The sequence below is a fragment of the Dactylosporangium sp. NPDC051087 genome, from assembly GCF_055586325.1.
The window spans coordinates 28,737-46,855 of record NZ_JBVJIJ010000015.1 but is presented as its reverse complement, the minus strand read 5'-3'; the positions used below and the strand labels follow the sequence as shown (position 1 = coordinate 46,855).

The 18,119-nt window shown below is 72.7% G+C and carries 15 protein-coding genes and 1 pseudogene; 11 read left to right on the top strand and 5 right to left on the bottom strand.

Annotated elements, in window-relative coordinates:
- The first annotated feature begins 10 nt into the window (after positions 1 to 10).
- A complete protein-coding gene (locus ACZ6TV_RS27580; RefSeq protein ID WP_465300174.1) occupies positions 11 to 1,735 on the top strand; it encodes a S8 family serine peptidase in 1,725 nt (574 codons plus the stop codon).
- A gap of 87 nt (positions 1,736 to 1,822) precedes the next feature.
- On the opposite strand, the gene ACZ6TV_RS27575 is transcribed toward ACZ6TV_RS27580, so the two are convergent.
- Both ACZ6TV_RS27575 and ACZ6TV_RS27570 read right to left on the bottom strand, forming a co-directional pair.
- The gene (locus ACZ6TV_RS27575; RefSeq protein WP_465300173.1) at positions 1,823 to 2,611 is read right to left on the bottom strand and encodes a hypothetical protein; all 789 of its coding nucleotides are present in this window, start codon (positions 2,609 to 2,611) and stop codon (positions 1,823 to 1,825) included.
- A gap of 64 nt (positions 2,612 to 2,675) precedes the next feature.
- Entirely contained in the window at positions 2,676 to 2,828 is a 153-nt protein-coding gene (locus tag ACZ6TV_RS27570; protein WP_465300172.1) for a hypothetical protein, read from the bottom strand.
- Positions 2,829 to 3,193: 365 nt separating this feature from the next.
- Here ACZ6TV_RS27570 and ACZ6TV_RS27565 point away from each other — a divergent pair.
- A pseudogene (locus ACZ6TV_RS27565) lies at positions 3,194 to 4,207 on the top strand (extracellular solute-binding protein); the annotation flags it as partial.
- Here ACZ6TV_RS27565 and ACZ6TV_RS27560 read toward each other — a convergent pair.
- Positions 4,113 to 4,358: a hypothetical protein gene (locus ACZ6TV_RS27560; protein ID WP_465300171.1), complete on the bottom strand. Its 246-nt coding sequence runs from the start codon at positions 4,356 to 4,358 to the stop codon at positions 4,113 to 4,115. The pseudogene ACZ6TV_RS27565 and the gene ACZ6TV_RS27560 sit on opposite strands and share 95 nt — an antisense overlap.
- Positions 4,359 to 4,521: 163 nt before the next feature.
- Here ACZ6TV_RS27560 and ACZ6TV_RS27555 point away from each other — a divergent pair, with 163 nt between their 5' ends.
- Positions 4,522 to 6,057, top strand: coding sequence for a methyl-accepting chemotaxis protein (locus ACZ6TV_RS27555; RefSeq protein ID WP_465300170.1), 1,536 nt, complete (start codon positions 4,522 to 4,524; stop codon positions 6,055 to 6,057).
- Positions 6,058 to 6,107: 50 nt separating this feature from the next.
- On the opposite strand, the gene ACZ6TV_RS27550 is transcribed toward ACZ6TV_RS27555, so the two are convergent.
- Positions 6,108 to 6,254 carry a hypothetical protein gene (locus ACZ6TV_RS27550; RefSeq protein ID WP_465300169.1) on the bottom strand — a complete coding sequence of 49 codons (147 nt, stop codon included), beginning with the start codon at positions 6,252 to 6,254 and terminating at the stop codon, positions 6,108 to 6,110.
- A 108-nt stretch (positions 6,255 to 6,362) separates the two neighbouring features.
- On the opposite strand from ACZ6TV_RS27550, the gene ACZ6TV_RS27545 reads away from it, so the two are divergent.
- On the top strand, positions 6,363 to 8,471 hold the full coding sequence (locus tag ACZ6TV_RS27545; RefSeq protein ID WP_465300168.1) for an Hsp70 family protein: 2,109 nt from the start codon (positions 6,363 to 6,365) through the stop codon (positions 8,469 to 8,471).
- Positions 8,472 to 8,540: 69 nt separating this feature from the next.
- On the opposite strand, the gene ACZ6TV_RS27540 is transcribed toward ACZ6TV_RS27545, so the two are convergent.
- Positions 8,541 to 9,986: an aldehyde dehydrogenase gene (locus ACZ6TV_RS27540; RefSeq protein WP_465300167.1), complete on the bottom strand. Its 1,446-nt coding sequence runs from the start codon at positions 9,984 to 9,986 to the stop codon at positions 8,541 to 8,543.
- Positions 9,987 to 10,187: 201 nt separating this feature from the next.
- Here ACZ6TV_RS27540 and ACZ6TV_RS27535 point away from each other — a divergent pair, with 201 nt between their 5' ends.
- From ACZ6TV_RS27535 to ACZ6TV_RS27505, 7 genes are all read left to right on the top strand, one after another.
- Positions 10,188 to 11,765, top strand: a complete 1,578-nt coding sequence (locus ACZ6TV_RS27535) for an ABC transporter substrate-binding protein (protein WP_465300166.1) — start codon at positions 10,188 to 10,190, stop codon at positions 11,763 to 11,765.
- Positions 11,766 to 11,841: 76 nt separating this feature from the next.
- A complete protein-coding gene (locus ACZ6TV_RS27530) occupies positions 11,842 to 12,708 on the top strand; it encodes an ABC transporter ATP-binding protein (protein ID WP_465300165.1) in 867 nt (288 codons plus the stop codon).
- Positions 12,705 to 13,709 (top strand): ABC transporter permease, encoded by a 1,005-nt coding sequence (locus tag ACZ6TV_RS27525; RefSeq protein ID WP_465300164.1) that lies wholly within the window; start codon positions 12,705 to 12,707, stop codon positions 13,707 to 13,709. Before ACZ6TV_RS27530 ends, ACZ6TV_RS27525 begins: the two co-directional genes overlap by 4 nt.
- Positions 13,709 to 14,614 (top strand): ABC transporter permease, encoded by a 906-nt coding sequence (locus tag ACZ6TV_RS27520; RefSeq protein ID WP_465300163.1) that lies wholly within the window; start codon positions 13,709 to 13,711, stop codon positions 14,612 to 14,614. Before ACZ6TV_RS27525 ends, ACZ6TV_RS27520 begins: the two co-directional genes overlap by 1 nt.
- Entirely contained in the window at positions 14,611 to 15,432 is an 822-nt protein-coding gene (locus tag ACZ6TV_RS27515) for an ABC transporter ATP-binding protein (RefSeq protein WP_465300162.1), read from the top strand. Before ACZ6TV_RS27520 ends, ACZ6TV_RS27515 begins: the two co-directional genes overlap by 4 nt.
- Positions 15,425 to 16,933, top strand: a complete 1,509-nt coding sequence (locus ACZ6TV_RS27510) for a GMC family oxidoreductase (protein ID WP_465300161.1) — start codon at positions 15,425 to 15,427, stop codon at positions 16,931 to 16,933. The genes ACZ6TV_RS27515 and ACZ6TV_RS27510 overlap by 8 nt, the downstream gene beginning before the upstream one ends.
- Entirely contained in the window at positions 16,930 to 18,117 is a 1,188-nt protein-coding gene (locus ACZ6TV_RS27505; RefSeq protein WP_465300160.1) for a CaiB/BaiF CoA transferase family protein, read from the top strand. The genes ACZ6TV_RS27510 and ACZ6TV_RS27505 overlap by 4 nt, the downstream gene beginning before the upstream one ends.
- Positions 18,118 to 18,119 lie beyond the last annotated feature (2 nt).

Sequence of the window (18,119 nt, the reverse complement as noted above, 5' to 3'; positions counted from 1 at the left end):
TGGAGGTTTGATGCGTTCAGGTTCCCTGCTCAAGGCAGCTGTTGCCGCGACCGCGGCGACGGGTCTGCTGGCCGGGCCGCTCACCGGGCCGGCGGCCGCCGCCGCACCCGCCGGGCAGACCGCCGCACCGGCGGTGGCGGTGATCGTCAGGCACGACGGCAGCGGCGCCGCGGAGGCGGCCGTGACCCGCGCCGGCGGCACGATCGGGCAGCACCTCGACCTCGTCGGGGCGTTCACCGCGCAGCTGCCCGCGGGTGCGCTCGCCGCCGTGAGCCGCGCCCCGGGCGTCCAGGCCGTCACGCCCGACGGTCAGGTGCGGATGCAGGGCGAGGAGTGGAACGCCGACGAGGACCAGCACTCGATGGCCGGCCTGACCCAGTCGATCGGGGCGCAGCAGGTGTGGGCGGCCACGGACGCGTCCGGCGCCAAGCTCACCGGACAGGGCATCGGCGTGGCCGTCATCGACTCCGGCATCGCGCCGGTCGAGGGCCTCGACGCGCCGGGGAAGGTCATCAACGGGCCGGACCTGTCGTTCGAGTCGCAGACGCCCGCGCTGCGCAATCTCGACACGTTCGGTCACGGCACGCACATGGCCGGCATCATCGCCGGGCACGACAGCCAGGTGAAGGCCGGCCGGAAGCCGTTCACCGGGGTCGCGCCCGACGCGCACCTGCTCAACATGAAGGTCGCCGCGGCCGACGGGGCCGTCGACGTGTCGCAGGTGATCGCCGCGATCGACTGGGTCGTGACGCACCGCGACGACCCGGGCCTCAACATCCGCGTCCTCAACCTGTCCTTCGGCACCGACTCCACCCAGGACCCGCGGCTGGACCCGCTGTCGTACGCGGTGGAAGCGGCCTGGAAGAAGGGCATCGTGGTCGTGGTCTCCGTCGGCAACGACGGCCTGGCCGAGACCCGGGTCGGCATGCCGGCCGCGAACCCGAACGTCCTCGCCGTCGGCGCGGCCGACCCGCTGACCACCGCCGACCGCTCCGACGACGTCGTCGCCGACTTCAGCACCGGCGGCAACCAGACCCGCCACGCCGACCTCGTCGCACCCGGCAAGTCGGTCGTGTCGCTGCGCGTGCCCAACGGGTACATCGACGCCGCCTACCCGGAGGCCCGCATCGCCGACGACCCGGCGCAGCGGTACTTCCGCGGCAGCGGCACCTCGCAGGCCGCCGCCGTCGTGTCCGGCGCCGCCGCACTGCTGCTGCAGCAGCGCCCGGACCTCACCCCCGACCAGGTGAAGAAGCTGCTGACGAGCACCGCCGACGCCATGCCCGCCGGCGACCAGCTCGCTCAGGGCGCGGGCCAGCTCGACATCGCCGCCGCGGCGCAGGCGCCGACCCCGGTCGCCTCGACGCAGACGTACCTGCCGGCGACGGGCCTCGGCTCGCTGGAGGCCTCGCGCGGCACCTCACACGTCGCCGACCCGGACACCGGCGCCGAGCTCACCGGCGAGTTCGACATCATGGGCCAGGCGTGGACCCCGGCCGGCTGGGCGCAGGTCTGCACGACCGGCGCGGCCTGGTCCGGCGACACGTGGAACGGCCGCACCTGGTCCGGCCGCACCTGGTCGGGCAGCAACTGGGCGGGTCGCACGTGGTCCGGCCGCACCTGGTCCGGCGCCGTGTGGGACGGCCGCACCTGGTCGGGCCGCACCTGGTCCGGTCGCACGTGGTCCGGTCGCACGTGGTCGGGCCAGGCCTGGTCGGCCGCCGACTGGGGCTGATCACCACCGGGGTTGTGCCGTGCGAGGACGGCGTCGATGTCACCCGACATCGGCGCCGTCTTTCGTCTCCCGGGCACTTCGTGGGCGCTATTCGAAGAGCCTGGCCTGGGCGTTGGGGACGCCGATCGGATGGAGACCCTCCGCCAGGTGGCGGGTGATGTCGAGGTCGGGCAGCGACCGGCCGACGACCTGCTCGTCCCGGACGACGACCTCGCCGCGGAAGCCGCCCCCGCGGAACGTCTCGCGCAGGTAGTCGACGAAGTGGTCGCCGAAGAGCGTCCGCTCCGAGACGATCATGCCGTAGATGCGGAAGTCGGCGTTGTCGTCCGGCAGCAGGACGTTGTAGTTCATCCCGCCGCCGTAGTTGGCCTTGTGACACTCGTCAGGCGCGATGGACCAGGAGCGTCTCCTGTGCTCGGCGTCCCAGGTCGCGTACTCGCAGAGCAGTGGCTCGACCATCAGCGGGTCGTATTCGCCCAGACGGTCGATGGGATCGGTCGGCGTCCCGCGGCGTTCGCGTTCGCGCTGGCCGGCGAGCTGATCCCACGACTGCCTGAAGTCGACCGTCCCGACGACCTCGTGGAACGCGCGCAGCGACAGTGGCAGCGGCCCGTGGCGGTGCTCGAAGTCGTCGAGTCGCTCAGCCGCGTCCTCCGCCGGTGGCACGTGCACGGCGGCCGGGTCCTGGAAGCGGTAGCCCGCGTCGTCGAGCCGCTGTCGCACGACCTCGACATTGGCGCGGACCCGGCGCATCGTCTCCGCCGCCACGGCTCTGGCGTCGTCGAGGACGTCACCGCGGACCGCCGGGCCCAGGTCCCGTAGGTCCGCCCAGACCTGCTCGTGCTCGCCCCGGAGGTACCGCTGCAGAAAACCCACCCGGCGATCCTCCTGGGCGCACCGGCGCGTCGCAACGCGGGTGGTGGCCCGCCCGGCCCGCGGGTCATCGGTGGCGGGGCTGGAGGCGGAAGACGAGCGGGGGTGCGACGTCGTCGGGCGGGCCGCCCGGGACGGGGACGGCGACGACGACGTACTCGGAGTCGTAGCGGTGTTTGTCTACTGTGGACGGACGCTTGCGGGTGCGCGGAGCTGACATCACGTGTTCCTCAATGGTGGGAGGTCGCCGAAGGGAGCTGGTGTGTGTCAGGCGGGACAGGAGGTCCGCAGCGGCGTGCGTGTCATGTCCCCAGTGCAGCAGCGTCGGTGCGGCACGGTCAACGCCGGGTCGGCATCGTCACGAGTCGTGGACTAATTGCTATCTAGACAGTAGGATTACTAGAAAGTGTGTTTCGGCTCAACCGGCGGCCGGGGCCGGTCGATCTGGTGGGGGTGCTGAGACTCCTGGCGGTCGCCGCCGTCGCCGTGCTGGCCGTGTCCGGCTGCGCGGGCGGCGACGTGGGCGCGCCCGAGAGCGTCGGATACGCGAAGGACCGGCCGCCGGTCACGATCGACTTCTGGTACATGCCGTCGGTCGGGCCGCTGCAGGAGAAGGCCGTCGCCGAGGAGGCCAAGGAGTTCCACGCCGCGCACCCGAACATCACCGTCAACCCGGTGCGGGTGGTGTGGGAGGACGCGCTGACCAGGCTGAGCACCGCGTCGGCCAGCGGGGAGGGGCCGGACGTCACGCAGCTGGGCACCACCTGGGTCGGTGGGTTCAGCCGGCTGGGGGCGTTGCGGCCCTACACGGCGGCGGAGATCGACGCGGTCGGCGGGCAGGCCGCGTTCACCGCCGCGAGCTGGAGCTCCAGCCACCTGATCGGCTCCCCGGACACGACCGCGATGCCGTGGCTGGTCGACGTGCGGGCGCTGTTCTACCGCACCGACGTGCTCGCCGCCGCCGGACTGGACCCGGCCACGGCGTTCCGGACGTGGGAGTCGCTGGAGGCGACGCTGCAGCGTATCCAGGTCGCGGGCGGCGGGGTCGCGCCGCTGGCGATCGGCAACGAGAACACGTTCGGGATCATCCACAACGTCGCGCCGTTCGTCTGGAGCGCGGGCGGTGACCTGCTGGACCCGGCGGGCATGACGTCACGGCTGGCCGAGCCCGCCGCGGTCGACGCCGTGCACTTCTACCAGCGGCTGGTCGCGAAGTACAACGACCCGCAGGTGGCGCGGCTGGTGTCCAACGACGTGCCGCCGCGTTCGCGGCGGGGCGGGGCGCGGTCACCATCGACAACTCGCAGTCCGTCGGCGACTTCCTCGCCGACCCGGAGCGGCCGGGGCTGAAGGCCGGCTGGGCGACCGCGCCGCTGCCGGCGGGCAAGGCCGGCCGGTGCGGCTTCCTCGGCGGCTCCAACCTGGCGATCCTGAAGGAGGCGAAGCACCCCGGCGCCGCGTTCGAATGGGTCCGGTTCCTCACCGGCAAGCAGAGCCAGCAGCGCTACGCGGTGAGCACCGGGCTGTGGCCCGCCCGCTCCGAGGCGTTGGCCGGCACGAAGCTGGAGACGGAGCCCGCGTACGCCGCGTTCCGGGAGATGATCGGGCACGGCCGCATGTACCCGTCGGTCGCCGCCTGGATCGTCGTGGAGAGCGTGATCGCCAAGGACTTCGCGGACCTGTGGCACGCGCCGGGGGAGCTGACCCGCGACCAGGTGCGGGCGATCCTGGACCGGACCAGCGCCGACATCGACGAGACCCTGGCCGACCCCGGCAACACCGGCATCGGAGGGTGACCGGCGCCCCGGCGGCTTCCCGTCAGTGAGGATCCGAGTTGTCCTCAGGTGCGGCGCCGGGTTGCCGATGGGTTGTCAGACCTATCGCGCCGAACCCGAGGGGAAACGTTGGGCCTCTTGCGCGCACGCAGCCGAACCGAGGAACGGCACGCCGAGATCCCGAGAGACGTCGAGTCGTTGGAGCAGCTGATCGTCGACCTCGAACGGGCCACCGACGAGGCCTCCACCTGGAGGATCACGGCCGAGTCCCTCGTCGCGTCGTACGGGTTCATGTACGGCGCCGTCTGGCTGCCCGGCCCGCCCGGCGAACTGCGGATCGCCTTCGAGACCGGCCGGCTCGCCGGTGACCTGCGCGCGGCCATGGGCGGGCGGAACCTGCCGATGTCTGCGGGCCTGGTCGGCCGTGCCCACCAGTCGCGGCGGCCGACGTACATCGAGCACACCCCGGACGTGCACGACTGCCTGCGCTGCGAGACGGCGACCCGGGCCGGCGCGGTGTCGGCGGTGGTGATCCCGGTGGTGAAGGCCGGCGAGGTCGTCGCCGTGTTCGAGTACTACTCGCCGCACGAGCTGCGCGTCGACGGGCCGCGGACCGAGAAGTGGAACGCGATCGCCCGCATCGCCGAGCAGGCCCGCAACCAGGCGCTCGCCGCGGTCCAGCTGCAGCAGCTCGCCGACGACCGGCTCGCGGTGACCACGGTCGTCGCGGCGCTCGGCGAGGCGCACGACACGCCGAGCACGATCCGCGCCGCGCTCGACACCGTGCGCAGCGCGTTCGGCTGGGCGTACGGCTCGTACTGGGAGATCGAACCCGGCGGGCACGAGCTGCGCTTCAAGTTCGAGTCGGGCTCGGCCGGCGACGAGTTCCGCGAGGTCACCCTGGCGGCGACGTTCGCCGAGGGCGTCGGGCTGTCGGGCCGTGCGTGGCGGGCCCGCGACCTGGTGTTCATCCGCGACCTCGCCGAGCTGACGGATTGCGTACGCGCACCGGCGGCCCAGCGGGCGGGCGTCCGGTCCGGCATCTGCTTCCCGATCATGAGCGGCGGCCGGGTCGTTGGCACGATGGACTTCTTCACCACCGAGTACATCGAGCTGAGCGAGTCCCGGTCGTCGGCGCTGCGCAACGTGCAGCAGCTGGTCTCGCAGCGCCTGGACATCTGCCGCGCGCAGGAGACCGCGGCCAGCAACGCCCGGCAGCTGCTCGAGTCGATCTCACGGCTGCGCTCGGCGAGCCAGGACGCGACCAGGGTCGCCCGGGAGGCGGTGTCCCGCGCCTCGGAGATGACGGCGAACGTCACCGCGCTCAGCGAGTCGTCGACCGCGATCGGCGACGTCATCAAAATCATCTCGTCGATCGCGGACCAGACGAACCTGCTCGCCCTCAACGCCACCATCGAGGCCGCCCGTGCCGGCGACGTCGGCAAGGGCTTCGCGGTCGTGGCCGGCGAGGTCAAGGACCTGGCCCGGGAGACCGCCACGGCGACGCAGAAGGTCGCCGACCAGATCGCCGGCATCCAGACCAACGCCCAGTCCGTCACCGACGGCATCCACGTCACCAGCGAGACGATCGGGCAGATGGACGCCGTCCAGGCGCGCATCAACGAGGTCCTGGAGGACCAGGCGCGCATGGCGCAGCTGCTCGAACGCGGCTGAGGCACGGCGAAGGGCCCGGCCGGATCCCGGCCGGGCCCTTCGGCTGTACGTCACCTGCCGGAGTCGTCCTTCGGCGCCTTCTGCGACAGCGCGCTGCCCGCGGCCTGCTTCTCCTCGGTGGACGCCTTCGGGTCCCGCAACACGTCACTGGCCGCGGTCGCCGCCTGCTCGCTGGTCTGCTTGGTGTTCTCCGCCATCGATCCGCTCCTCACAGTCATCAAAGAACAAAGGCTGCTCCTGCGTGGTTGCCCGCTTCGACAGGGTTTAATCGCCCGGCCCTTGACGGCGGCCGATATGTTGCCGCCATGCAGCCGTGGCAGACCTCGCTCGGGGTCGATCTGGGCACCTCCCACACCGTCGCGGTCCTCGCCACACCGGACGGTCGTGACCAGCCGCTGTTGTTCGACTCCAGCCCGTTGCTGCCGTCGGCGGTGTACGGCGCCGCGGACCGCCGGCTGCTCGTCGGGCGGGACGCGCTGCGCGAGGGACGGCTCGCTCCGCAGCGCCTCGAACGGCATCCGAAGCGCCGCGTCGACGACGGCGCGATGCTCCTGGGCGGCGAGGAGTTCCCGGTCGTCGACGCGCTCGCCGCGCTGCTGCGCCGGGTCGGCGAGGAGGCCGTACGCGTGGCGGGCACCCCGGCACGGGTCGTGCTCACCCACCCGGCCACCTGGGCGGCGCCGCGCCGGCAGATCCTGGCCGACGCTGCCGCGGCCGCGGGCTTCCCATCGGTGACGCTGGTGCCGGAGCCGGTCGCCGCGGCCGTCTACTTCACCACCGTGCTGCGCCGGGACGTGCCGCCCGGGCACGCGCTGGTCGTCTTCGACCTCGGGGCCGGCACCTTCGACACCAGCGTCGTCGGCCGCCGGCCCGGCGGCGGCTGGGACGTGCTGTCCGCCGACGGGTCCGACACGCTCGGCGGCGTCGACCTCGACGCGGCCGTCGCCGACCTCGTCGGGCGGCCCCTGGCCGAGCGCGACCCGGCGCTGTGGGGCCGGCTCACCGCGGACCCCGGCCACCGGCAGCAGCTGTACGACGAGGCCCGCGTCGCGAAGGAGCAACTGTCCCGGCAGGCCACGGCGACGGTCAGGGTCCCCCTCTTCGACGCCGACGTGCAGGTGACCCGGGAGGAGCTGGAGCGGCTCGCCCGCCCGCTGCTGGAGCAGGCGGTGGCGCTGACGGCGGCGACGGTGCTGCGGGCCGGGCTGCGCGCGGAGCAGATCGCCGGGCTGTTCCTGGTCGGCGGGTCGAGCCGGATCCCGCTCGCCGCGACGCTGCTGCACCAGCGGCTGGGCGTGGTGCCGACGGTGATCGAGCAGCCGGAGCTCGTCGTCGCGTACGGCAGCCTCCGGACCCTTGCCCCGCCGCCGGTGCATGCGCCGGCTGAGCACCGGCCGGCTGAGCACCGGTCGGCGGCGCCCGTCCCACCCCCTTCTGGGGCGCGGCCCGCACCGGTACCGGCGCGGCGCCCACAACGAGGAACGCGGACCCGGTTGGTGGTGCTCGCCGCAGTCCTGGCCGTCGTGGTCCTGGCGGGCGCCGGCTACGCGATCCAGCGCCGGACGAAGGACGCCGCCACGGGCCGCACGACCAGCAGCGGCGCACCGGCGGCCGGAACGCAGTCGGTCACGGTCCCCACCGTCGTCTGGTACGCGGCGGCGAAGTTCACCTTCGGCACCGTCACCTACCGGCCCGGTGACGGCAAGCTCACCGCCGAGGTGAAGGTCGAGAACCTCTCGCCGAGACCGCTGACCCGCAACGTGTTCGCCGTCTACACCAACGGCGCCGGGCAGACCTTCAACGGGCGGCTGGCCGACGCCGGCCAGGTACCGGCGAAGACGACCGCCGCGGGCACGTTCCAGTTCGCCGTCGACCCAGCCAAGGTCGGCGACCTCAAGACCGGCGCCATCACCATCGGCGAGGGCACGGAGGCGAAGGCCGTCGTCCCGTTCGGCGGCGGGCCGGCCACCGCCTTGGAGCCGCGCGAGGTCCTGCCCGCCACGTCGAAGACCGTCGGGAGGCTGCAGTTCGAGCGGCTGGCCTGCACGCTGCGCGCCGACCTGCTGGACGGCGACGGCCTCAACGACGCCCACGAGCAGGTCAAGGACGGCTACCGGTTCCTCGTGTGCCAGTTCGACGTGCGGGCGCCGAGCAAGCTCGGCTACGGCGGCCAGGACGTCGGCCCGCTGAACTTCCGCCTCCAGGAGCCCGGCGGCGCCGTCCTCGCCCCGGTGAACGTCGCCGCCAGGGCCCTCGGCCCGGACGAGGTGTGGCGCGACCGGTGGACGTGGTTCGAACTGCGGACCCCGCCGCAGCCCGGCGCGTACGTGCTGCAGCTGCGCTACCTCGGCGAGTCCAACAAGGACGCCCCGACGGCCGCGAACACCGTGACGCTCGACCTGTCCCTGACCTGAACTGCGGGTTCCAAGCGTGATGGTGCTCTGCCCGCCCGGACCGAGCACCGGGCGGCCGGGCGGCGGCGGTCAGCCGCGGGTCGGGGCGTCGTCCGGGGCGCCGTAGATCGCCTTGTAGGTGACGTACGCCGTCAGGCCCTCCGGGCCCAGTTCGCGGCCGAAGCCGCTGGCCTTCACGCCGCCGAACGGGGCGGCGTGGGAGGTGCCGTACATGTTGATGCCGATCGAGCCGGTCTCGATGCGGCGGGCGACGCGCAGCGCCCGGTCGACGTCCTCGCTGAAGACGCAGCCGGCGAGGCCGTATTCGGAGTCGTTGGCGATGGCGACCGCCTCGGCCTCGTCGGTGTACGGGATGACCGCGACGACGGGGCCGAAGATCTCCTCCTGGGCGACCCGCATGCTGTTGTCGACCTGGTCGAAGACGGTCGGCTCGTAGTAGTAGCCGCGGTCCAGGCCGGCCGGGCGGCGGCCGCCGAGGACGACCCGGGCACCCTGGTCGCGGCCGGTGGCGACGGCCTGCTCGACCCGTGAGCGCTGGGCGGCGGAGATGAGCGGGCCCATCGTGGTCTCCTCGAGCCGCGGGTCGCCGGTGACGGTCGCGGCGAGCGCGGCGGCCACCGCCTGGACCGTCTCGTCGTAGCGGGCGCGGGGAGCCAGGACACGGGTGTGGGAGAAGCAGACCTGGCCGGTCTCGGGTGCGCAGAGCCGGGCCGCCTTGCTGGCGAACAGGTCCATGTCGGCGTCGTCGAGCAGGATCGCCGCGGACTTGCCGCCGAGCTCGAGGGTCACCGGCTTGAAGGTGGCGGCGCACGCCTGGGCGATCGCCCGGCCGGCCGCCGTCGAGCCGGTGAAGCCGACCTTGTGCACGCCCGGGTGCCCGACGAGCGCCGCGCCGGTGCCGGCGCCGCCGGTGACGACGTTGAAGACGCCGGGCGGGAAGCCGGCCTCGGCGACGGCGTCGGCCAGCAGGAACGCGTCGAGGCTGGTCTGCGGCGCGGGCTTGAGCACCACGGTGCAGCCGGCCGCCAGCGCCGGGGCGATCTTGAACGCGGCGAGCGGCTGGGGGCCGTTCCAGGGGGCGATCAGGCCGGCGACCCCGGCGGGTTCCTGGCGTACGAGCGTCGTCGCGCCCCGATACGTACGGACTTGTTCGAATTCGTACCCGCGGGCCACGCCGGCGTAGTACCGGTAGAGGTTGGCGGCGCCCATGACGTGCAGTCGTTGCATCCCGACCGGGAACCCGTTCTGCGGCAGGAGGGCCTCGACGAACTCCGCGGCGCGCCGGTCGAGCACCGCGGCCAGGGTGTCGAGCAGGTCGGCACGGTCGCCGGGGGCCAGGTCCCGCCAGGCTGAGCCGGTCAGGGCGGCACCGGCGGCGCGCACGGCGGCATCGACGTCGGTGGCGTCGCCGTCGGCGATCGAGCCGAAGCGCTCCTCGGTCGCCGGGTCGACGATGTCCAGCCGGGTGCTGCTGTGGGCGGGTTCGCGGCGACCTGCGACGTAAAGGTGGTTCACGTGGGTTTCCAAGAGGCGCTCCTGCCAGCACGGATTACGAGTCAGTTAACGCTGGTAGTGTACTCCGGTACATGAGTGTAGTGTCTGTACTCATCTTCGGCAGCGACTCCACGGGGGTCGGGACGGGTCGCCGCGCGAGGAGTGGCAGCACCCGCGTCACAGCCCGGTCGCACACACCTCTTGCTACATAAAGGAGACCCGGTGACCCGTTTGAAGACGGCTCTGACCTGCTCAGTCCTGGCCCTGACCACCGCGCTGGCCGCAGCCTGTGGCCCCACCACCGCGAGCTCCGACCCGTCCACCGGGGCGTCGGCCAAGCCCGACGAGGCGAAGAACGCCGCCGCCACGCTCCGCGTGGTGGTGCCCTCCATCTCGCAGTTCCTCGGCAATCCCTTCCAGGCTGCCTCGCCGCCGCGGGCCGAGTCCACCTCGGCGATCTTCGACGCGCTCACCCGGGTCGACAACGAGGGCAAGCTCGTGCCGTGGCTGGCCACGTCCTGGAAGCGGGTGGACGACAAGACCTGGCAGTTCGCGCTGCGCACCGACGTGACGTTCTCCAACGGCGAGAAGGTCGACGCGGACGCCGTCGTCGCCACCGTCACCACGCTGCTCAGCCCGGCGGGCGCCGGCAGCGTCGCGAAGCTCTACAACCCGTCGCTCGCCGGCGCGACCAAGGTCGACGCCGCGACCGTCAACATCAGCACCGCGACGGCCGACGGCGTGCTGCCGCAGGAGATCGCCGCGCTGTACATCGCGCCGCCGAAGTACCTCGCCGAGGTCGGCATGGACGGCTTCGCCAAGGCGCCGATCGGCACCGGCCCCTACACGGTCACCTCGATCAGCAGCACCGAGATCGTGATGAAGGCCAACCCGACGTCGTGGCGCAAGCCGATCGTCGGCAACCTGCAGATCAAGCAGGTGGCAGACCAGGCCGCCCGCACCAACGCGATCCTCTCCGGCGCGGCCGAGATCAACACCGGGCTCGACCTCGACCAGATCGACGCCGTGAAGGCCAAGGACTTCACCGTGTACCCGCTGAAGAACCAGGCCATCTTCCTGCTGCAGTTCACCGGCGCCACGGGCGGCTCCAAGCCGCTGGACAACCCCCTCGTGCGGCAGGCGATCAACTACGCCGTGGACAAGGAGGCGGTGGTCAAGTCGGTCTTCCAGGGCCTGACCACCGTCGCCAGCCAGGGCACCGCCCCGGGCACCTCCGGCTACGACGCGAGCATCCAGCCCTACCCGTACGACCAGGCCAAGGCCAAGGAGCTGCTCGCGCAGGCCGGATACGCGGGCGGCCTGGAGCTGACCGGCGTCTACTCCCTCGGCGCCTTCGCCGGTGACAAGGACTTCCTGGCGCAGACCCAGAGCGACCTGGCCAAGGTCGGCATCAAGCTGACCATGAAGCAGGAGACCACCGCGAACATGACCAGCTACCTGCTCAAGGGGCAGTGGCCGGCCGACATGTTCACCACGGCGTACCTCACCGCGCCGACCCAGGACGCCACGAAGGCCTACTCCTTCAACAGCTGCCTGCGCAAGCCCGGCTCGTGGTGCGACCAGACCCAGGCCGACCTGATCAGCAAGGCGCTGACCCAGACGGTCGGCACGCCGGAGCGCGAGGAGACCCTCAAGGCGCTCGCCAAGGCCATCCACGACAACCCGCCGGCGCTGTTCTTCAACAACGGGCTGAAGGTCATCGCCTACACCAACAAGCTCGCTGGTTACACCATCGACACCTCCACGAACACGACCTGGGAGACGGTGTACTTCAAGTAGCCGATCTTGTACACCTGTTCATAGGTGCCGGCACCAGGGCAAACGGTGCCGGCACCGGAGCGGAGGAACGAAACGTATGGACGGTACCGTAACCACTGAAACCCCCTCAGCCGCCGCGCTGCGCTCACTGAGTGTCACGTACCGGCGCGGCTCCCGGCAGGTCCACGCCGCCCGCGACGTCAGCATCGACATCCCGCGGGGCCGCATCGTCGGGCTCATCGGCGAGTCGGGCGCCGGCAAGTCGACCGTGCTGCGCGCCCTGCTGGGGTTGACCAAGCCGAGCAGCGGCGTCGTGGAGATCGCCGGCACCGACCTGTCGACCGTGCCGGCCAAGACGGCGCTCGCGCTGCGCAACCGCATCCAGGTCGTCATGCAGAACCCGTACGCGAGCCTCGACCCGCGCTGGTCGGTCGCCGACTCCATCGCCGAGCCGCTGCGGGCCATGCGGGCCAGGCAGGCCCGTCAGCGCGGCACCGAGCCGATGAGCAAGGCGGACATCACCAAGCGGGTCGGCGAGATGCTCGACCGGGTCAAGCTGCCCACCAGCAAGCTGCACTCGCTGCCCCGCCAGCTCTCCGGCGGCGAGCGCCAGCGCGTCGCCATCGCCCGGGCGCTGACCGTGCGGCCCTCGATCCTCGTCGCCGACGAGCCCGTCACCGCGCTGGACAACGCCACCACGGCGGAGATCCTCACCCTGCTGGAAGACCTGCACGCCGAGGTCGGCCTGGCCATCCTCATCGTGTCGCACAGCATGTCGGTCATCGCGCAGCTCGCCGACGACGTGCACGTCATGCAGGACGGGCGGCTCGTGGAGTCCGGGCCGGCGGAGTCGGTGCTGGACGACCCGCAGCACCCGCACACCGCCATGCTCATCGCGGCGAGCCGGTACCTCGACGAGTGGGACGGCTCCGGCCCGCAGCTCACCCCGGCGGCGGCCCGATGACCCAGCTCGCGTCCCCGCCCGTGACGGCCGCCGCGCAGGCCGAGCCGCGCGACCCGGTGCTGCGCAGGATCGCGGTCCGGCTGGCGGTGCGGGTGGCCGAGCTGGTCGGCTTCCTCGTCCTGCTGGTCACCGTGCTGTTCTTCCTGGCCCGCGTGCAGGGCGACCCGGCGGTCACCCTCGCCGGTCCCGAGGCGACCCCGGAGGACGTGGCGCAGATCCGGGTGCTCTACGGCCTGGACAGCCCGCTGATCATCCAGTACCTCAACTTCCTGCGGCACTTCCTGCTGTTCGACTTCGGCACCTCGATCACCGAGAAGGTGCCCGCGCTGGACCTGGCGACCGGGCGGCTGGGCACCACGCTGATCCTGTGCGTGATCGCCACGGTCATCAACGTCCTGGTCGCCACCCCGGTGGGCATCTACATCGGCGGCGGCGCCCCCGGCGGCAAGCCCCGTCCGGTGCGCCGGTTCATCAGCGGCGTCGTGCTGGCCACCCAGGGCATCCAGTACTACGTGGTCGCGATCCTGCTGATCACCGTCTTCGCGATCAACCTGCAGCTGGTGCCGGCGATCGGCTTCGACCGGGCCGACTCGTGGATCCTGCCGAGCGTCAGCCTGGCCTGGCTGGCCGCGCCGCGGCTGGCCAGGGTCGTGCAGAGCGCCGCCCGCCAGGTCTGGTCCTCGGAGCTGGTGCATACCGCGACCGCCTACGGGCTGTCCCCGTCGACCATCCGGACCAGGTACGTGCTGCCGAACGTGCTGGTCCCGCTCATCGCCACCGCGGGCACGCAGTTCACCCTGCTGCTGTCCGGCGCGGTCATCGTCGAGCAGCTGTTCGGCATCAACGGGCTGGGGCAGCTGCTGGTGGTCAGCGTGCAGAACGCGGACTTCCCGACGCTGGCCGCCGGCGTCACCCTGATCGGCCTGGTCGTCTTCGCGGTCACCGCGCTGTCGGACGTGCTGTACCGGATCGCCGATCCCCGGCTGCGGAGGAACGGCTGATGGCCGCCACGGGCACCAGACGCCGGCGGTGGCTGCCGCGCGGCGTGAAGAACTCCCTGTTCTGGCTGATCAGCCTGGGCATCCTCGGCCTCACCGTGTGGAAGCACGGCGCCGGGCACGCCGAGCAGAACGTCCGCGACCGGCTGCAGGGCCCGAGCGCCGAGCACTGGCTGGGCACCGACGGCGCCGGCCGGGACAACCTGCAGGAGCTGCTGCACGGCCTGCCCTGGTCGGTGGAGGTGGCGCTGCTGGCCACGCTCATCGCCGCGGTGCTCGGCACGGTCGTCGGGGTCGTCTCCGGCTGGTACGGCAACTGGTGGGCGCGGGCCATCCTGCGCCTCGTCGACTTCGAGGTCGCCTTCCCGTTCGTCGTCATGGCGGTGGTGCTCATCGGCGTGCTCGGCCGGGGCACCCTGCAGATCGCGTTCGTGCTGGGCATCGCGCTGTGGCCGCTGGTCGCCCGGGTCGTGCACAGCGAGACGCTGCAGCTGCGCGAGCAGGACTACGTCGTCTACAGCAACATCGTGTGGGGCGGCGGGCCGCGGGTCATCCGCGAGCACCTGATCCCGGCCCTGCTGATCCGGATCTCGGTGGTCAGCGCGTTCGTGTTCGGCGACGTCCTCGGCGCGGCGGCGGCGCTGTCGCTGCTGGGCATCGGACCGTCGCTGGAGACCTCGTCGTGGGGCAACATGCTCGCCGACGGGCAGCAGTTCCTCAACCGTGACCCGTGGATCGCCTTCAGCTCGGCCCTCGCGCTGGTCACCCTGCTGGTCTTCGTCAACCTCCTCGCCGACCGGCTGGCCGCCAGAGCGTCCCGCACCGGCACCGCGGCGTCGATGAGCGACCTGCTGGCCCCGGCCGAGACCGAGCAACCTGACACCGCCGGCGCCGGGGGGAACCGATGAGCGAACACACCGACCCAGTGGTGGACATCCGCGAGTTCAGCGTCGAGCTCGGCGACCCGGACGACGGCACCGGGGTGCGGATCGGGCCGGTCGACCTGCGGGTGGGCAGGGGCGAATGCGTGTGCGTCGTCGGCACGTCGGGCGCCGGCAAGAGCACGATCGGCCAGGCGATGCTGGGCATGCTCGCCCCGGGCGGCCGGGTCACCGGCGGCTCGGTGCGGGTGGCCGGCACGTCGCTGTTCGAGGCCGACGAGCGGACGCTGCGCGGGCTGCGCGGCGCCACCGTGACGATGATCTTCCAGGACCCGACCGCGGCGCTGAACCCGGTCCGCCGCCTCGACAAGATCTTCGCCGACGTGCTGAAGGCGCACGGGACCACCGGCAAGGCCGAGATCGAGGCCCGGACCCGGCAGGCGCTGACCGCCGCCGAGCTCGACCCGGACGTCGCGATGCGGCACTACGCGCACGAGCTGTCCGGCGGTATGCGGCAGCGGGTGATGGTGGCCCTCGCGCTGGTCAACCTGCCGGCGGTGATCGTCGCCGACGAGCCGACCACGGCGCTGGACCCGACCACGCAGAAGGAGGTCATCGAGCTGTTCGGGGTGTTGAAGCAGACGAACACCCTCGTGGTGATCACCCATGACCTGCGGGTCGCGCGGCGGCTGGCGGACCGGATCGTGGTCATGAGCCTCGGCCGGATCGTGGAGACCGGCACCGTCGAGGAGATCATGACCGCGCCGCAGCACCCGGTGACGCAGGGCCTGGTCGCGAACCAGAAGGCCACCCGGGTCGCCAAACGGGTGACACCGCATGCCTGAGACCGAGTTCGACACCGTCGTCGTCGGTGGCGGCACCGCCGGGTGCGTGCTGGCCAACCGCCTGTCGGCGACCGGGGAGCGGGTCGCGCTGGTGGAGGCCGGCCCGGACCTCGGGCACTCGCAGGGCGGCGGCTGGCCGGCGGAGCTCAACCGGGCCGCCTACGTGCCGACGCCGTTCGACTGGGGCTACCACGTGGCGCCGTACGGCGAGACCATCCCGCTGCTGCGCGGCAAGGTGCTCGGCGGCTCGTCGGTGATCAACGCCGCCGGGATCAACTGGGGGCTGCGCGAGGACTACGCGCGCTGGGTGGAGCTCGGCGCGAAGGGCTGGGGGTTCGACGACCTCGAGCCGTACCTGCGCATGGCCGAGGGGCTGCGCGGCGACGACGCCCCGGGCCGCGGGCACGACGGCGCGGTGCCGGTCACCCGGGACGTGGCCACCTCGCCGTTCCTCGCCGACCTCAGCCGGTCCTACACGGCGGGCGGCCTGCCCGGCCCGGTCGACGCGTCCGGCCCCGACGCCGTGGAGGGGTGGGGGCACGGCACCCGCAACGTCGTCGGCGACGAACGCTTCCACGCCGCCCGCGCGTACCTCGACGACGTCCGCGCCCGGCCCAACCTGACGATCCTGGGCGACACCCTCGCCGACCGGCTCCTGTGGCGCGACGGCACGGTGACCGGCGTCGCGGTCGTGCGCCACGGCGTGCCCGTCGAGCTGCGCGCCCGGCGGGTCGTCCTGGCCGCCGGCGCGATCGGCACCCCGGCCGTGCTGCAGCGCTCCGGGATCGGCGACGCCGCGGTCCTCGGTCCGCTGCTGCACCCCGGCGCGCCGCTGCACCACCTGCCGGGCGTCGGCCGGAACCTGCGCGACCACTACGGCACCCGGCTGTTCCTGCGGACCGCACCCGGCTTCGCCGAGCGGCTCGCCGCCGGCGGTCAGGTGCCCCGGCAGCGGCAGTCGCTGTTCGCCAGGGTCCGCAGCGACCCGGGACTGCCCGCCTACGACCTGAGCATCGGCGTCTCCCACGGCGACGACCGCCCGGCGGACGACCTGCTGCCGGTGACCGTGTTCCTGGTCCACCTGGCGGCCGAGGGCTCGGTGACGATCCCGGACGCCGATCCGCGCTCGCACCCGGTGGTCGACCTGGACATCGGCCGCGCCGAGGACCTCGCCGCCATCGCCCGCGGCGTCGGCTGGGTGCGGGACCGCGTCGCCGACCCCGCCGTGAGCGACTGGTTCACCGGCGCCGACGAAGCGGCGGGCGACCCGGTCGAGCGGATCCGGCGCAACATCTTCCTGTTCCACCACGCCACCGGCACCGCCCGGCTCGGCCCGGCCGGCGACCCGGGCGCGGTCACCGACCTCGACGGGCGGGTGCACGGCTTCGGCAACCTGTACGTCGGCGACGCCAGTCTGATGCCGGCGATCCCGCGCGGCATGATGATCCTGACCGTCTACGCGATGGCGGAGAAGATCGCGGCGGGGCTGGTGTCCCGATGACCGGTCAGCTGCCCCTCGCGGGGCTGACGGTGGTCAGCCTGGAGCAGGCGGTCGCCGCGCCGTTCGCCACCCGGCAGCTCGCCGACCTCGGCGCCCGGGTGATCAAGATCGAGCGGCCGGGCACCGGCGACTTCGCCCGGCGCTACGACGAGGCGGTGCACGGCGAGTCGAGCTACTTCGTGTGGCTCAACCGGTCCAAGGAGTCGATCACCCTCGACTTCAAGCACCCCGACGGCCGGCAGATCCTCGACGAGCTCCTCGAATCGGCGGACGTACTGGTGCAGAACCTCGGACCGGGTGCCTCCGCGCGCCTCGGGCTCGACGCGGCCGGCCTGGCCGCCCGCCTGCCGCGGCTGGTGGTCTGCGACATCACCGGCTTCGGCGCCGACGGGCCGTGGTCCGCCCGGAAGGCCTACGACCTGCTCGTGCAGTTCGAGACCGGGCTCGTGTCGCTCACCGGTACCCCCGGCGAGGTGGCGAAGGTCGGCATCTCGGTGGCCGACATCGCCGCCGGGATGTACGCCTACAGCGGCATCCTCACCGCGCTGTACACCCGGGCCACCACCGGCGTCGCGCACCCGGTGTCGGTGTCGCTGTTCGAGGCGCTCGCCGAGTGGATGGGCCAGCCCGCCTACTACACCGCGCACGGTCCGGGGCAGCCCGCCCGGGTCGGCGCCGCGCACGCCACCATCGCGCCCTACGGGCCGTACCGGACCGGGGACGGCGGCACGGTCCTCGTCGCCGTGCAGCACGACCGGGACTGGGCGGTGCTCTGCCGCGAGGTGCTGCAGCGCCCCGAACTGATCGACGACCCGCGCTTCGCGCGCAACTCGGCCCGCGTGGCGCACCGCGCGGAGCTGGACGGCATCGTCACCGACCGGTTCGCCGCGCTGGACGCCGGCACGGTCCGGGCGCTGCTGGACCGGGCCGGGATCGCCAACGCGCGGCTCAACTCCGTCACGGACTTCCTGGCCCACCCGGTGCTCGGCGGGCGGGACCGCTGGCGCGACGTGGCCACCCCCGGCGGCCCGGTCCCGGCGCTGCTGCCGCCCGCGGTGCTGCACGGCACCGGGGTGGTGATGGGCCCCGTGCCGGCCCTCGGCGAGCACACCGACGCGGTCCTCGCCGAGCTGGGCCGCACCCCCGAACAGATCGCCCTGCTGAGGGCGGCAGACGTCATCTAGGA

Coding starts and splice junctions, on each gene's coding strand:
- ACZ6TV_RS27550 (WP_465300169.1), bottom strand. CDS start 6,254: ATGGCGGAGAACACCAAGCAGACCAGCGAGCAGGCGGCGACCGCGGCC.
- ACZ6TV_RS27505 (WP_465300160.1), top strand. CDS start 16,930: ATGACCGGTCAGCTGCCCCTCGCGGGGCTGACGGTGGTCAGCCTGGAG.
- ACZ6TV_RS27570 (WP_465300172.1), bottom strand. CDS start 2,828: ATGTCAGCTCCGCGCACCCGCAAGCGTCCGTCCACAGTAGACAAACAC.
- ACZ6TV_RS27520 (WP_465300163.1), top strand. CDS start 13,709: ATGGCCGCCACGGGCACCAGACGCCGGCGGTGGCTGCCGCGCGGCGTG.
- ACZ6TV_RS27525 (WP_465300164.1), top strand. CDS start 12,705: ATGACCCAGCTCGCGTCCCCGCCCGTGACGGCCGCCGCGCAGGCCGAG.
- ACZ6TV_RS27545 (WP_465300168.1), top strand. CDS start 6,363: ATGCAGCCGTGGCAGACCTCGCTCGGGGTCGATCTGGGCACCTCCCAC.
- ACZ6TV_RS27560 (WP_465300171.1), bottom strand. CDS start 4,358: ATGTCGGCGCTGGTCCGGTCCAGGATCGCCCGCACCTGGTCGCGGGTC.
- ACZ6TV_RS27515 (WP_465300162.1), top strand. CDS start 14,611: ATGAGCGAACACACCGACCCAGTGGTGGACATCCGCGAGTTCAGCGTC.
- ACZ6TV_RS27580 (WP_465300174.1), top strand. CDS start 11: ATGCGTTCAGGTTCCCTGCTCAAGGCAGCTGTTGCCGCGACCGCGGCG.
- ACZ6TV_RS27510 (WP_465300161.1), top strand. CDS start 15,425: ATGCCTGAGACCGAGTTCGACACCGTCGTCGTCGGTGGCGGCACCGCC.
- ACZ6TV_RS27530 (WP_465300165.1), top strand. CDS start 11,842: ATGGACGGTACCGTAACCACTGAAACCCCCTCAGCCGCCGCGCTGCGC.